Source organism: Leifsonia shinshuensis (assembly GCF_013410375.1).
Classification (GTDB): Bacteria; Actinomycetota; Actinomycetes; order Actinomycetales; family Microbacteriaceae; genus Leifsonia; species Leifsonia shinshuensis.
In genome coordinates, this window is sequence record NZ_JACCFL010000001.1 from 943,082 (window position 1) to 956,363 (window position 13,282).

Consider the following 13,282-nt stretch of genomic DNA (forward strand, 5'->3'; position numbering starts at 1 on the left):
CGCAGGGGCGGGCGCGTAGCGACCTCCACCACGAAAGCGCGCACATGAACACCCCGCACAACCGCAGGCCCACCCTCCGCCGATGGACCATCGTGGCGGCGGCGGCCCTCATCGGCAGCGTCCTCCTCTCCGCGCCTGCCGCGTCGGTAGCGGCCGCCCAGCCGGCTCCGGACGGGCTCTCGATCGCGATCACCGACGGGGCGGCGGAGACGACCTCCGGTGCGTCCTCGAACTACACCGTGACGGTCACGAACCGGGGGACGACGCCGGTGAGCGCGGAACTGGTCGTCGCTCTCCCGCCCTTCGCCGCCTTCTCGGAGGCGAAAGGCGCGCACGTGGAGAAGACGGAAGCCGCGTGGACGGTGACCGTCGCCCCCGGCTCGTCCGAGCGCCGTCACGCGACCGCCGACATCGGTCGCATCCCCGCCGGCGAGGTCCGGGTCACGACGCTCGCGACGCTGTACGCGTCGGGGGACCGCTCGCGCATCCTCGTCCGCGCTGCCGACGCGAACGCCATCCAGGGGGTGCTCGACCCGGCGCACACCGTCGGGCAGAGTCCGGCGAAGGTCAGTGCCGCACCCGGAGACTCCGCTGTCATCGTCGTCGTCTCCGCCTGCGCTGTGCTTCTCGCGCTCGCCATCGTCGGGGTCGTCGTGTTCCGCCGTGTGCGCCGCCGCCGTCGCGGAGTGCGGGGGACCGCTTAACCTACGATCCGGGACGGCGTATGTTCACGGCGAACGAGGCGAGTCGTTACGGGGAACAACGGACGCGTTCGCCGAGAGGGAGGATCTCATGGGCATCGACGACAAGTTCGAGGCGAAGAGCGACAAGCTGAAGGGCAAGGTCGACGAGGTCATCGGCAAGGCCACCGATGACGAGTCGCGCGTCCTGAAGGGCAAGGCGGAGCAGGCGAAAGGCAGCGTCAAGGACGCGGTCGCCGACGTGAAAGCCCATCTGAAGGACAGTGCGGACAAGCGCGACGACCGCAAGGACGAGACGGATGTGCCGTACGACGGCGCCGACCGGGGCAACCTGGAGTAGCCCGCGGTCCGTGGCTCATTCCCGGATCTCGGTCAGGCCCTGAGCCGCTCGATCGGAGCGGGTCGCCGCGTCGAGTAGCTCGGCCAGCGCGGGTGCGCCGCCGTCCCGATACGCCCGCCGCTGCCGCGTCGCGCCGTTGCCGTGCTCGAGGATCCCGTCGACGACGGACCCGACGCATTCCACGTCGCCGTGGCGTTTCAGTCCGGGCCCGGCGGCGGCCAGGAGAGCGTGGACGACGTCGGCGGCGGGGCGCAGGCGTCCGGATCGAGGGTCGAACAGGTCTTGGTCGAGGCCGTAGCGCGCCGCGTGCCAGTATGCGGCGTCCAGGAGCTCGGCGTCATGGGCCGGCTCGTCGTGGCCGGCGTCGACCATCCCTCGTACGAGGACGGCGAGGGCGGTGCTGGTCCGCACGTCGAGCTGGGCGTCGAAGGCCCGCACCTCGAGCGTCGGGTACTTCTCGGACGGGCGGACGACCCAGTTGAGCGTTCCCGCGTCGGAGGTGCCCCCGATCCCGCCGAGCGCCGCGGTGCGCCGCGCATAGTCCTCGGGGTCCCGGAACGCGGGCGGGATGCCGTGCGTGGTCCAGCGGCGGCTGTGGATCGCGCGCCAGCTGTCGAACCCGGTGTCCGCGCCCTCCCAGAACGGGGAGTTGGCGGAGAGCGCCAGCAGCGTCGGCAGCCAGGGTCGCACCCGATTGAGGGCGCGGATGGCGCTGTCCCGGTCGCGCGTGCCGACGTGCACGTGCAGGCCGCTGATCTGGTGGTCGGCGGTGATCCGCCCGAAGTCGTTCGCGATGTCCCGATAGCGCGGGAGGTCGGTGACGCGGGCGCCGGCAGTCACATCGAACGGGACCCCGACTCCCGCGCCGATGACCCCGTGCTCACGCGCCCAGCCGGCGAGCTCGCCCCGGAACCCCGACAGCGACCGTCCGAGCTCTGCCGCCGTCGAGCAGACCGGCGAGGCGTATTCGAGCTGCGAGGGGAAGAACTCGGCCATCACCTCGCCGTCGCGGTCGGGATCGGCGAGCGCGGTCCGCGCTTCGGTCGCCCGTTCGACCGGGGTCAGCGAGATCGGGTCGAGAAGGATGAACTCCTCTTCCGCCCCGATCGTCGTCGCCACCCACGCATCCCTTCTGCTCCCGCTGCTCCCGCGAACGTAGCGGGGCAGAACCGGATGTTCAACGGGCTTGACGCCGCGTCCTCTTCGTCCGACTGTTCGGTGCATGACCGTATCGATCCGTCCGCGCGGACCCGTGAGCGCGCAGTTCCTGGAAGCGCTGGGCGCGCCGGCCGAGCGCGAGTCGCCGGCGATGGCGAAAGCGCTCGACCTCGCCGAGAGTGCCCTCCGAAGCGAGCCGGACGTCCTGTACGACGACGACCTCCAGCTCACTCTGCTGCTGAGCTACGGTCTCTCCTACGGCGGCGTGACCGAGAGCGACGGCCGCTGGGAGTGGAACCCCGTCCAGGTCGCGGTGCGCACCGCGATCGAGGAGCGGTTCGAGCGCCGGCTGCGCGAGCTCGTCGGCGACGTCGTGCTCCCGGAGCCCGAGGCCGACGCGGTGGCGTCGTATCTCTTCGCCCTGACCTCCGAGGACAGCGGGCCGAGCCTCTCCCGGTATGTGGCGAAGAAGGCGACCCGCGATCAGGCGATCGAGTTCGTCATCCACCGGTCGATCTACACGCTGAAGGAAGCCGACCCGCACTCGTGGGCCATTCCGCGGCTGACCGGCCGGGCCAAAGCCGCGCTGGTCGAGGTCCAGTCCGACGAGTACGGCGGCGGCCGGCCGCATCGCATCCACGCGGCGATCTTCGCCCGGACGATGCGGGGCGTCGGGTTGGACGATCGTTACGGCGTCTACCTGGACCGGGTGCCGGCGATCACGCTGGCGTCCTTCAACATGATGTCCATGTTCGGGCTGAACGGGCGGCTCCGCGGAGCCATCGCCGGCCACCTGGCGGCGTTCGAGATGACGTCGTCGGTGCCGAACCGCCTCTACGGCAACGGATTCCGCCGGCTGGGGTTCGGCGAGGACGTGACCGAGTACTACGACGAGCACGTGGAAGCGGACGCCGTGCACGAGCAGATCGCCGGGCGCGACCTCGCCGGCGGCCTGGCCGAGCAGCATCCGGAGCTGCTGGAGGACATCGTCTTCGGAGCACGGTGCTGCCTCGTGGTGGACGGCCTCGTCGGCGAGCACCTGCTGGCGAGCTGGCAGGCGGGACGCAGTTCGCTGCGTGCGGAGACGGGCGTCGCTGCATGAGCGGGCACCCGGACGGCGAGGTGACGATCGTCGCCTGCCCGGACGGTCCTCTGCTGGTCCGCGGGCCGGTCGCGATCGTGGACACCGAAGGCGAGCCGATCGAGCAGCGCCGCCGGACCATCGCGCTGTGCCGCTGCGGCGTGTCGACGATCAAGCCGTACTGCGACGGAACCCACAAACTCACCGGCTTCCGCACGGAGCCGCCGGCCCCGGGCGAGGAGTAGGAATGGGCAACGGTCCGTTCATGCAGGAACAGCCGCCGCAGGAGGTGCCGCCCGAACTCGACGCGGGAACCTCCGACCAACCGGGCCAGGAACGGACACGACGCGGTCCCCTGGCCCGGTTCTTCGGTGTCCTCGGTCCGGGTCTGGTGACAGGCGCTGCCGACGACGACCCCTCGGGCATCGCCACGTACTCGCAGGCCGGCGCGATGTACGGCAACAGCATGCTGTGGACGGTCCCGCTCACCCTTCCGCTGATGATGGCGGTGCAGGAGATCTGCGACCGGATGGCGCTCGCCTCCGGCGACAGCCTAGGGCGACTGATCCGCCGCCACTTCAGCCGCGGATTCCGGGTGGCCATCGGGGTGCTGCTCGTGTTCCTGATCGTGGCGAACGTCCTCAACATCGCCGCCGACCTGAACGCCATCGGCGAGGGGATGTACCTGCTCCACCTCGGGCCGGCCGTGATGTGGAGCGCGATCGCGGGCATCGTGATCGCGGTGGCGATCACCGGCGGATCCTTCGCGATGATCGGCCGCGTCTTCAAGTGGCTGTGCCTGGTGCTGCTGGTCTACATCGCCGTGCTGTTCGTCTCGCACGTGAACTGGGCGGACGTGGGCCGCGGGCTCGTGGGCGTGGGGATGAAGCCGACGCCCGCCTTCCTCGGGCTGGTGGTCGGCGTGCTGGGCACGACGATCAGCCCGTACATGTTCTTCTGGCAGTCGGCGCAGCGCGTCGAGGAGCTGCGCGCCGAGGAACGCGGCGGCGATCGGGCGCCCGCGCTCGAGGACCGCCCACGATCCGAGGCACGGCGCAGGCTCCGCAACGGCCGGCTGGACGTCTTCACCGGCATGGCCTTCAGCGTGCTCATCATGTTCGCGATCATCGCCTCCTCCGCGGCCACGCTCGGCGCCCACCACACGGCGATCACGAGCGCCGCGGACGCCGCGAAGGCGCTTCAGCCGATCGCCGGGAGCTACGCGGGGATGCTCTTCGCGCTGGGCTTCATCGGCTCGGGCGTGCTGGCGGTGCCGGTGCTGGCCGCGTCCGGTGCGGCCGGGATGGCCGGTCTGCTGAACAAGGACTGGGGCCTGGACCGCGGCGCGCGTCGGGCGCCCCTGTTCTACATCCTCCTGGCGCTCGGAATCATCGTGGGGACGATCCTCGCCGTCGCCGACAAGAACCCGATCGACCTGCTGGTGTTCTCGGCGATCGTGAACGGCATCGCCGCGGGGCCGTTCCTCATCGTCCTGATGCTGATCGCCCGCAGCCGGACGATCATGGGGGAGCACGTGAACGGCCGACTGGCCAACGCGATGGGATGGATCGCCACCGCGGTCATGTGCGTCGCCGGCGCCTACGGGACGTGGTTCACGCTCGCGGGAGGATAGGACGGGACGAGCAGGCATGTTCGAGGGATTCGTCGAGGAGGACATCGACGTCGGCGACGCGGTCATCCATGTGCGGCACGGCGGCGACGGGCCGCCCGTCGTCCTGCTGCACGGACACCCGCGGACGGGCGCGACCTGGCATCGCGTCGCGCCGCTGCTCGTCCGGCGGGGCTACCGGGTGGTCGTGCCGGATCTGCGCGGCTACGGCCGTTCGACGGCCCCTGAGCCGCGACCGGATCACGCGCAGGCCTCGAAGCGGGCGATGGCGGAGGACGTCGTCGCCCTGATGCGGGAGCTCGGCCACGAGCGGTTCCTGCTGGCCGGCCACGACCGCGGCAGCTATGTCGCGTTCCGGCTGGCCATGGACCACCCGGAGGCCGTTCCCGCGGTCGCACTGCTCGACTGCATCCCGATCGTGGAGCACCTGGAGCGGATCACGCCCGCGTTCGCGACCGCCTGGTACCACTGGTTCTTCTTCGCCCAGCCGGACCTGCCGGAGCGCGTCATCTCGGCCGACCCGGACGCCTGGTACGGCGGCGATCCGGTTCTGATGGGTGCGGAGAACTTCGCGGAGCGACGCCGGGCGATCCACGATCCGCGGGTGGTGCGCGCGATGCTCGAGGACTACCGCGCCGGGCTCGGCGTCGACCGGCTCGCCGAGGAGGCCGACCGCGCGGCCGGCCGCCGACTCCGGATGCCGCTGCTCGTGCTCTGGTCGAGCCGGGACGACCTGGAGGAGCTGTTCGGCGACCCCCTGGCGATCTGGCGCGACTGGGCCGTACAGGTCTCAGGCCGTCCGATCGAGTCGGGGCATCACCTGGCGGAGGAAGCGCCGGTCGAGCTGACGGACGCCCTGGCCGGCTTTTTCGAGGGCGCGGGCGTCAGGGGTGCAGCACGACCTTGACGCAGCCGTCCTTCTTGTCGCGGAACAGCTCGTACAGCTCCGGCGCCTTCTCGAGGTCCGCCGACCAGATGCCGGCCGCGAAATCGTAGCCGCGGACGAGCAGCGCGAGAGAGTCGTCGAGTCCGCGGCGGCCGGTGTCGCGTGCTGTCATCATTCCGCGGAGAGGCCGTCGCGCACGTCGGTGGCCACGAGGGCGAGCGCGGCCGCGAGGCAGTCCGCCCGTCGGGTCTCCGCATGTCCGCCGCGCAGCAGCATCACCTCGAACCCGGCGGCGTCCTGCTCGATGTAGGCGAGGGTGTCCGGCGAGCCGGAACCCGGGAAACGGTTGCCGCAGACGCGCCAGGTGCGGTCGGTCAGCGCGACGAAGTCGAGCTCGTCCGGGATGGGAGTCCCTTCGTAGGACATCAACATGGTGCGACTCCCTTCGTCGCCGTTCCTGCCCCCACTGAAGTCGCGCCCGCGGTTGTCGGGCAGGGGTTGACACGGAGGAGCCGCGGGGCCGAGGTTCGTTTCCGGTGGAAGAATCCCGGAGGGAGCCGATGGTGACGGTGGAGTCGGCGCGCGGGCGTTCCCGTCCGGCTCCCACGATGGTCGTGACGTTCGACAACGGCCACGGAGGCGGTTCGGCGGACACTGTTCTCCTGCTGCACGGCATCGGCGTCAGCTCGCGGTACTTCCACCGGCTCGCGCTCGAGCTCGCCAAGGGCCGCCGCGTGATCGCCGTGGACCTGCCCGGCTTCGGGCGCGCCCCGAAGCCGGGGCGTCCCCTGACCGTGGAGGACTTCGCCGGAGTGGTGGCGTCGTTCCTCGACGCCGAAGACATCGGTCCTGTCGTGGTCGTGGGCCACTCCATGGGCGCCCAGATCGCCACGCGGCTGGCACGGAGCCGCACCGACCTCGTGACCGCGGTCGTGCTGCTCGGGCCGGTGATGCCGCCCGCGGACGCGACGCCGGTCCGTGCGGCGGCCCGGCTGCTGATCGACACGCTCCGGGAGAGCCCGCACAGCAACGCGCTCGTGTTCACCGACTACCTCCGGTGCGGACCGCGCTGGTATCTGGCGGTGCTCCCCTCGATGCTCGCCTACCGCGTCGAGGACGACCTGCCGGCGCTGGAGGTGCCGGTCACGGTGGCCCGCGGTGAGCGCGACCCGATCGCACGCGCCGGCTGGGCGCGCGCGATCGCCTCCCTGGCCCCGGCCGGCCGCCTCCTGGAGGTGCCGCGCGCCCCGCATGTGGTCATGCTCAGTCATCCCCGCGCGATCGCCCGGGAGATCCGTCGCCTGCGCCCTCCCGGAGCGTGACCGACTCGGCGATCAGCGCCTGCTCCTTCCTGAGCGACTTCTCGCTCAGGCGGGTGTCGCGGGGCGGCAGCTGGATGGTCTCCTCGGCCGCCATCCCGGCCTGCAGCTGGCGGCCGCGCTCGGTCTCCGCGTCCAGCTCGGCGCCGAACAGGAGGGCGATGTTGGCGATCCACACCCAGAGCAGGAAGACGATCACGCCCGCGAGCGGGCCGTACACCCGGGAGTAGTTGGCGAACGTCGCCACGTACAGCCCGAACAGCAACGTGGCGATCGCAAGGATGAGGATCGCGACGATCGCCCCCATGCTGATCCAGCGGAACTTCGGCTGCCGCGTGTTCGGCGCGAAGTAGTACAGCACCGCGATGATGACGATGACGACGACGAGCATCACCGGCCACTTGACGATCTCCCACACCGTCTGCGGCGTCGAGCCGAGGCCCAACGCGCCCCCGACCGCTTTCGTGACGGGGCCGGAGACGACGAGCATGAGCGTCACGATCGCCACGAGGACCAGCGAGATCACGGTGACCAGCAGCTGCTGCGGCTTCAGCTTCCAGAACGGCCGGCCCTCGTCGATCTCGTAGATGCGGTTCATCGCGCGGGAGAACGCTCCGATGTAGCCCGACGCCGACCAGATCGCGAGGACGACGCCGGCCACGAGCGCGATGCCGGAGGCGGGCGAGTGCGCGGCGTTCTGGAGCGGGCCCTGCAGCAGCGTGGCGGTATCGCCCGGTGCGACCTGCTTCAGGATGTCGACGAGCTGGGTCGTCGCGGACTTCCCCTGGCCGAGGACGCCCAGCAACGACACGAGCGCCAGGAGGCCGGGAAAGAGCGAGAGGACGGCGTAGTAGGTGAGGGACGCGGCGATGTCGGTGCACTTGTCGTTGCTGAACTCGCGCAGCGTCCGCTTGAACACGATCCTCCAGGAGCTGCGGTGCAGCTTCGGCGGGCTGTCGGGCTTGCGGGGGTCGTCGGGGGAGGGGGCGTCGGCCAGGCGCTGGCTGGCTCCGATGTCGTCGTCGCTCATCAGGTCGCTCCTTATGTGTTCGTGTTGTCATGTGTTCGTGTCGTCGATGGGGGGTTCGGGTCCCCGTCGGGGAATAAGAACGGCGCGGCGCCGGCCGAAGCCCGCGCCGCGCCGTCGTCCTGACCTCGGTCAGGCGTCCTGCACGCGCTGCCCCGCGTCCTGGGCGTCGTCCGCGACGTCGGCGGCCCGGTCGGCTGCCTCGGCCCTGACCGTCTCGACCGACTCCTGCGCAGTCTGCTTCACGGCCTCCACCGCCTCCTGTGCCGGCTCCTTGAGGTCGTTCGCGATCTCCTTGCCGACGTCCGCGGCCTCCTGAAGCAGCGGCTGCGCGGCGTCCTTGGCCTTCGCGGCGAGCTCCTGCTCCTTCTCGCTGGCGGGGATCAGGGAGGCCGCGAGCAGGCCGACGCCGAAGGCGATCAGCCCGACCGCGACCGGGCTGCCCTGCGCCTTGGCGACGACGCGGCGGCCGGCCTCGGCAGTGGCGTCCTTCGCGTCATCGAGGGCGTCGCCGGCCCGGGAGGCGACGGAGGCGTCCGAACGCCCGTAGTAGGAGTACTCGTCCTCCTCGTCGGACCCCATGATGTGCTGGGTGAAGGAGCGAAACGCGCCCTTCACCTTGCGCTTCTGCCGGTCGGCGATCTTGCTCGGGGTGACCTTGTCGGCCAGGGCGTCGACGTCGCCGCTGAGGTTGCGGCGGGTGTTCTCGATCTCGGCGCGGATCACGTCGGGGTTGTCGGTCATCGGTTCTCTCCGTTTCGCTTCAGAGTCTCGGGGAACTCTTTGACCGTCTCGACGGTCTGCGGCATCCCCTTCACCGCCTTGAGCTGATTGCGGCCGACCAGGTACAGGATCAGCGCGACGACGGCCCAGATGATCGCCACGACGACTCCGGACCAGGCGTTGCCCATCAGGTAGCCCAGCGCCCACCAGAGCGCGATGGACAGGAAGAGCACCGCCATCAGGGCGGCGTATCCGGCGCCGCCGAGCAGGCCGGCGCCCTTCCCGGTGCGGGTGGCGGTCTCCTTCAGCTCGGCCTTGGCGAGCTCGACCTCCTGCCGGACGAGCGTGGACAGGTCGCGGCTCACCTCGGCGAGCAGGTCGCCCAGCGATTCCCGTTCCGCCCGCCGCTCCGAGGGAGTGGGTTGGTCGGTCACAGCGAGCCTCCCGGGCGGGGGCCGCCGGTGGAGTCGCCCGGGGCGGTCCCACCGAGGGCTCCGCCCATCGTGCCGCCCGGGATGGCGCTGCCGGCGGCCGGCAGACCAGTGGTGGGGGCGCCGGCAGCCGGCGCTCCCGACGATCCCACCGAGTGCGCACCCGCCCCCTGCTGGTCGTCCCCGGACGCGAGAGCCCGGGTCAGCCGGCCGGCGAGCACACCGGTCAGGGCGGCCGCGGCGATGAAGGTCCCCGGGTTGCGGCGGGCGTACGACTTTACCTCCCGCAGCAGCGAGCCCGGATCGCGCTCGCCGAGCCAGCGAGCGACCGAGTGCGTGCGCTCCGCCGCCTGTCCGACGATGTCGCTGGCGACGCCCTGCTGCTGCGACGCGGACGACATCTGCGCCAGCTCGTCGCCGATGCTCCGGAGGCCGTCGGCGACCCGCTGCTGCTGGATCGCGGCCTGCTCGCGCAGTTCCTGCTGGGTCTGGCGGTAGAGGTCCTGCGCTTGCGCCTTCGTCTCGTGCGCGACCTCCCGCGCCTCGTCCTTCGCGACGCCCGCGACGTCCGCGGCCGCGTCCTTGGCCGAGTCGGCGACCCGTGCCGCCTCCTCCTTGGCGACGTCGGTCTTGCCCGCGCCGGCGTCGCCCGGTGCGGTGGCCGTTCCCATGGCCGCCGTGCCCGGAGCGGCGGGGCCGCGATACGTCGCGGGCGCGCTGGTGGTCTGGCGTGTGCTGTCGAACACCGGCGTTCCGCCGTATTCGTCCTCCGAGTTCGTCATCCTCGGCTCTCCCTTTCGCTCGTCGAGTGTGGTGGCGTCCATACATCCACGCGAGGCGAAAGGGTTTCAGTGGATTGACACGACCCCGCGGCCGGAGGATACGCGCGGGACCCGGTCACCGCTCGGTCCGCGGTTCGTCCTCCGCTTCCGCCTCGGCGGCTCGCGGCGCGGCCCCGCGCGAGACCCGGACCATCGCCGAGATCATCGCGTTCCCGACGGCGATCAGGGGCACGGCGAAGAGCGCGCCGGGCACTCCGGCCAGGCCGGTGCCCGCCGCGACACCGACGACGACCGCGAGCGGATGGACCTTGACCGCGCCGCCGACCAGCAGGGGCTGCATGACGTGGGCCTCCAGGAGATGCACCACGAGCACGCCGGCGAGCATGATCAGTGCCTGGACGGGCCCGGCGAAGACCAGGGCAATGGCCACGGCGATGATGCCGGAGACGATCGCGCCGATGACCGGGATGAACGAGAACAGCAGCACGATGACGCCGATCGGGATCGCGAGCGGCAGGCCCAGGAAGAACGCCACGAGTCCGATCCCGACGCCGTTCACCGCCGCGACCAGGATCTGCACGCGCACGAAGCTCGTGAGGGTGCGCCACCCGGCGGCCCCTCCCGCCTGCAGGGCCGGCTGGCCGCCGCGGGGGAGGAGCCCGGTGATCCACCGCCAGATGCCGGCGCCGTCGATCAGGATGAAGATGGTCGCGAACAGGGCGATCAGCGCGTCGGCGAGGATGCGTCCGGTGGTGGAGCCGACCCGCAGAGCGCCGCCGATCAGCGCTCCGCTGTCCTTCTGCGCGTAGACGCCGGCGTCGTGGAGGTAACCGGCGAACTGCGTGTCGCTGATGTTCCACGGCGGTTGGCGCAGCGCGTCCCGAGCCCGGTTGTAGGCGGCGACCGATTCCTGCTCGAGGTGCGGCAGGCCCGCGCGCACCTGCCACGTCACCAGAGCGATGAGGCCGGCGACGATTCCGGCGAACGCGAGCAGGCACACGAGGATCGCCGCCCACGTGGGCCACCGATGCCGGATCAGCCCGGCGACCGCCGGCTGGAGGAGCGCGGCCACGAGGAGCGCGACCAGCACCGGGACCACGATCTCGTGGAACGTGAACACCAGGTAGACGACGACCCCGGCGAGCGCGAGGATGGCGAGCAGCCGCCAGGACCACTCGGAGGCGGTGCGGACGCCCGACGGGACGGACGACGCGCGAACCGGGCGGGACGTGCGATCCCTGCGGGACGTGCGATCCGTGTGGGACGTCTCTGGGGAGTCCACCTTGTCACCCGTCTTCCCGGGGCGAGCCGAACACGACCGCGAGGGTCGCTCCCGGGCTGGGGGACATGCACGGCGTGCCGGACAGCAGTCCGCGCGCGCTGGACGCAGCAACGACGATCGGCGGGATCACGGCGGCGTCGGCGCCGGCTGCCGCAGATCCACCGCGCTTCGTGGGTCGGTGAAGCACTGAAAGTGTCATGTTCCCGATTCCAAGCGCTCGCCGGGCTCAGCTCAACCCCCTTGCGCACGCGGTGCACCGGTGACGGCGGTGCGTCCCCGTCAGCCCGTCCCTCGGGATGCGGCTGGTTCCCCGGCCCGCGTCAACCGCCGGTCGCGGGCGATCAGCAGGGTTCTGCCGCCCCTTCGCGTCGGCCGCCGGTTTCTCGTTGTCGTCGTTCCGGGGCGTGGTGGTGGTGCCGGTCACCATGCCGGACTCCTTCGTCTTCACCGTCCCCCTGGGACTGTGCCGCCCCCGAAAGGGAAGCATCGATGAGAATACGCGCGCCCGCGGGCCTGGGGAAGGCGGTCGCACCCGGGACGGAGCAGGCCTACCGTGCAGCACGCAGAGCCATCCGGACCGGGACTCGGAAAGAGGGAAGACGTGGCGACCACGAACACCGACACGAAGACGAAAACAGACGCCGCGCGCGGGGAGCACGAGACTCGGCGGGAGAACGCGGAGAACGGCTTCGTCGCCTCCGAGGCGCTCGCCGGCGACCTCCAGCGGGTGCAGGTCGACCTGATCGAGCTGTCGCTGCAGGGCAAGCAGGCGCACTGGAACATCGTCGGACGCAACTTCCGCGACCTCCACCTGCAGCTGGACGAGATCGTCGCGGCCGCACGCGAGTTCAGCGACGCGGTCGGCGAGCGGTTGCGCGCCCTGCACGCGACGACCGACGGTCGGTCGCGGACGGTGGCGGAGGCGACGTCGCTCGCCGAGTTCCCCGGCGGTGAGGTCGACACCTCCGAGGCCGTCGATCTCATCACCGAGAGGCTGGAGGCGGTCGTCCGCACGATGCGCTCGGTGCACGACGAGGTGGACGAGGAGGACCCGACGTCGGCCGATCTCCTCCACCAGATCATCGAACGACTGGAGCAGCTCGCCTGGATGGTGAGCGCGGAGAACCGCCGGCCGGCCACGCGCTGACGTGGGGTGACGGCGATGGGGGCGCGTCCGTGCTGGACGTGCCCCATCCGTTCTCGTTGCGCTCTGCTCAGGCGGCCTCGGGGTGCAGCAGGACCTTGGTCCAGCCGTCGTCGCGGGCGTCGAAGTGCGCGAAGGCGTCCGGGGCCTCGTCGAGCGGCAGCTCGTGGGAGACGATCGCGCTCGGGGTGGCCTTGCCGCGGATGATCAGGTCGCGCAGTTCGCGGTTGTAGCGCTTGACCGGGCACTGGCCGGTGCCGGACGCGATGCCCTTCTTCCAGGCGGCGCCGAAGTCCCAGGGGATGCGACCCTCCTTCGCCCCTTCGTCGGACGCTCCCGGGTCCTCCGGGACGTAGACGCCGACGATGCCGATGCCGCCGGTGGCGCGCACTACGCTCACGAGGTTGTCGAGCGCAAGCTCGGGGTGCTCGTGCCCCGAGGCGTCGTGGGCCTGGTAGCCGACGGCTTCCACGCCGCGGTCGACGCCGAAGCCGTCGGTCGCGTCCATGATCGCCTCGACCGGGTCGCCGTCGGCGAGCGAGACGGCCGTCGCGCCGGCGGTTCCGATGTCGTCAGGCTCCACGCGATCGGGGCGGACGGCAACGACGTCGACGCGAGCTTCCTGCTGAACAGCTCGACTGCTCTGATGGTGGAGTCGGCCTCCACCGAAGCGACAGAGCCCGACAACCGCATCGAGGCCGGCTATCTGCAAGAAAGGATCGAGGACCTCACGCAGGCATTCGGACTTCCGTCCGAAGGTCCCTCGCTGTGATCGTCT

General features: G+C 71.1%; 18 protein-coding genes. 9 read left to right on the forward strand and 9 right to left on the reverse strand.

The features are described 5' to 3' along the window. The first annotated feature begins 44 nt into the window (after window positions 1-44). Window positions 45-704, forward strand: a complete 660-nt coding sequence (locus HNR13_RS04540; RefSeq protein WP_179604655.1) for a hypothetical protein — start codon at window positions 45-47, stop codon at window positions 702-704. Window positions 705-792: 88 nt separating this feature from the next. Beyond that, window positions 793-1,041, forward strand: coding sequence for a CsbD family protein (locus tag HNR13_RS04545; protein WP_179604656.1), 249 nt, complete (start codon window positions 793-795; stop codon window positions 1,039-1,041). A gap of 15 nt (window positions 1,042-1,056) precedes the next feature. Here the strand turns inward: HNR13_RS04545 and HNR13_RS04550 are convergent, their stop codons facing one another. Continuing rightward, window positions 1,057-2,160: a YbdK family carboxylate-amine ligase gene (locus tag HNR13_RS04550; RefSeq protein ID WP_179604657.1), complete on the reverse strand. Its 1,104-nt coding sequence runs from the start codon at window positions 2,158-2,160 to the stop codon at window positions 1,057-1,059. 103 nt (window positions 2,161-2,263) lie between these two features. Here HNR13_RS04550 and HNR13_RS04555 point away from each other — a divergent pair, with 103 nt between their 5' ends. From HNR13_RS04555 to HNR13_RS04570, 4 genes are read left to right on the forward strand one after another with little or no spacing between them, the layout of a single operon-like run. Then, the gene (locus HNR13_RS04555) at window positions 2,264-3,301 is read left to right on the forward strand and encodes an iron-containing redox enzyme family protein (RefSeq protein WP_179604658.1); all 1,038 of its coding nucleotides are present in this window, start codon (window positions 2,264-2,266) and stop codon (window positions 3,299-3,301) included. Next, window positions 3,298-3,525: a CDGSH iron-sulfur domain-containing protein gene (locus HNR13_RS04560; RefSeq protein ID WP_179604659.1), complete on the forward strand. Its 228-nt coding sequence runs from the start codon at window positions 3,298-3,300 to the stop codon at window positions 3,523-3,525. Before HNR13_RS04555 ends, HNR13_RS04560 begins: the two co-directional genes overlap by 4 nt. 2 nt (window positions 3,526-3,527) lie before the next feature. Further along, window positions 3,528-4,913 carry an Nramp family divalent metal transporter gene (locus tag HNR13_RS04565; protein WP_179604660.1) on the forward strand — a complete coding sequence of 462 codons (1,386 nt, stop codon included), beginning with the start codon at window positions 3,528-3,530 and terminating at the stop codon, window positions 4,911-4,913. Between the two features lie 16 nt (window positions 4,914-4,929). Beyond that, window positions 4,930-5,817 carry an alpha/beta fold hydrolase gene (locus HNR13_RS04570; protein WP_179604661.1) on the forward strand — a complete coding sequence of 296 codons (888 nt, stop codon included), beginning with the start codon at window positions 4,930-4,932 and terminating at the stop codon, window positions 5,815-5,817. On the opposite strand, the gene HNR13_RS04575 is transcribed toward HNR13_RS04570, so the two are convergent. Continuing rightward, window positions 5,795-5,971 carry a hypothetical protein gene (locus HNR13_RS04575; RefSeq protein ID WP_179603894.1) on the reverse strand — a complete coding sequence of 59 codons (177 nt, stop codon included), beginning with the start codon at window positions 5,969-5,971 and terminating at the stop codon, window positions 5,795-5,797. The genes HNR13_RS04570 and HNR13_RS04575 overlap by 23 nt on opposite strands. After that, on the reverse strand, window positions 5,968-6,228 hold the full coding sequence (locus HNR13_RS04580) for a hypothetical protein (RefSeq protein WP_179604662.1): 261 nt from the start codon (window positions 6,226-6,228) through the stop codon (window positions 5,968-5,970). The genes HNR13_RS04575 and HNR13_RS04580 overlap by 4 nt, the downstream gene beginning before the upstream one ends. Window positions 6,229-6,332: 104 nt before the next feature. On the opposite strand from HNR13_RS04580, the gene HNR13_RS04585 reads away from it, so the two are divergent. Then, entirely contained in the window at window positions 6,333-7,118 is a 786-nt protein-coding gene (locus tag HNR13_RS04585) for an alpha/beta fold hydrolase (protein WP_179604663.1), read from the forward strand. Here HNR13_RS04585 and HNR13_RS04590 read toward each other — a convergent pair. From HNR13_RS04590 to HNR13_RS04610, 5 genes are all read right to left on the reverse strand, one after another. Then, window positions 7,060-8,145, reverse strand: a complete 1,086-nt coding sequence (locus HNR13_RS04590) for a YihY/virulence factor BrkB family protein (protein WP_179604664.1) — start codon at window positions 8,143-8,145, stop codon at window positions 7,060-7,062. The two genes, HNR13_RS04585 and HNR13_RS04590, sit on opposite strands and share 59 nt — an antisense overlap. 129 nt (window positions 8,146-8,274) lie before the next feature. Beyond that, complete coding sequence (locus HNR13_RS04595; protein ID WP_179604665.1) at window positions 8,275-8,886, reverse strand: DUF3618 domain-containing protein; 612 nt, start codon at window positions 8,884-8,886, stop codon at window positions 8,275-8,277. Next, complete coding sequence (locus HNR13_RS04600) at window positions 8,883-9,299, reverse strand: phage holin family protein (RefSeq protein ID WP_179604666.1); 417 nt, start codon at window positions 9,297-9,299, stop codon at window positions 8,883-8,885. The genes HNR13_RS04595 and HNR13_RS04600 overlap by 4 nt, the downstream gene beginning before the upstream one ends. Then, window positions 9,296-10,078 carry a hypothetical protein gene (locus tag HNR13_RS04605; protein ID WP_179604667.1) on the reverse strand — a complete coding sequence of 261 codons (783 nt, stop codon included), beginning with the start codon at window positions 10,076-10,078 and terminating at the stop codon, window positions 9,296-9,298. The genes HNR13_RS04600 and HNR13_RS04605 overlap by 4 nt, the downstream gene beginning before the upstream one ends. 115 nt (window positions 10,079-10,193) lie before the next feature. Then, window positions 10,194-11,360 carry an AI-2E family transporter gene (locus HNR13_RS04610; RefSeq protein WP_179604668.1) on the reverse strand — a complete coding sequence of 389 codons (1,167 nt, stop codon included), beginning with the start codon at window positions 11,358-11,360 and terminating at the stop codon, window positions 10,194-10,196. A 601-nt stretch (window positions 11,361-11,961) separates the two neighbouring features. Between HNR13_RS04610 and HNR13_RS04615 the strand changes: the two genes are divergently transcribed. After that, entirely contained in the window at window positions 11,962-12,507 is a 546-nt protein-coding gene (locus HNR13_RS04615) for a ferritin-like domain-containing protein (RefSeq protein WP_179604669.1), read from the forward strand. A gap of 67 nt (window positions 12,508-12,574) precedes the next feature. Here the strand turns inward: HNR13_RS04615 and HNR13_RS04620 are convergent, their stop codons facing one another. Beyond that, window positions 12,575-13,087 (reverse strand): MDR/zinc-dependent alcohol dehydrogenase-like family protein, encoded by a 513-nt coding sequence (locus tag HNR13_RS04620; RefSeq protein ID WP_179604670.1) that lies wholly within the window; start codon window positions 13,085-13,087, stop codon window positions 12,575-12,577. A gap of 63 nt (window positions 13,088-13,150) precedes the next feature. On the opposite strand from HNR13_RS04620, the gene HNR13_RS21835 reads away from it, so the two are divergent. Next, window positions 13,151-13,276: a hypothetical protein gene (locus tag HNR13_RS21835; protein ID WP_281369273.1), complete on the forward strand. Its 126-nt coding sequence runs from the start codon at window positions 13,151-13,153 to the stop codon at window positions 13,274-13,276. Window positions 13,277-13,282: the final 6 nt, after the last annotated feature.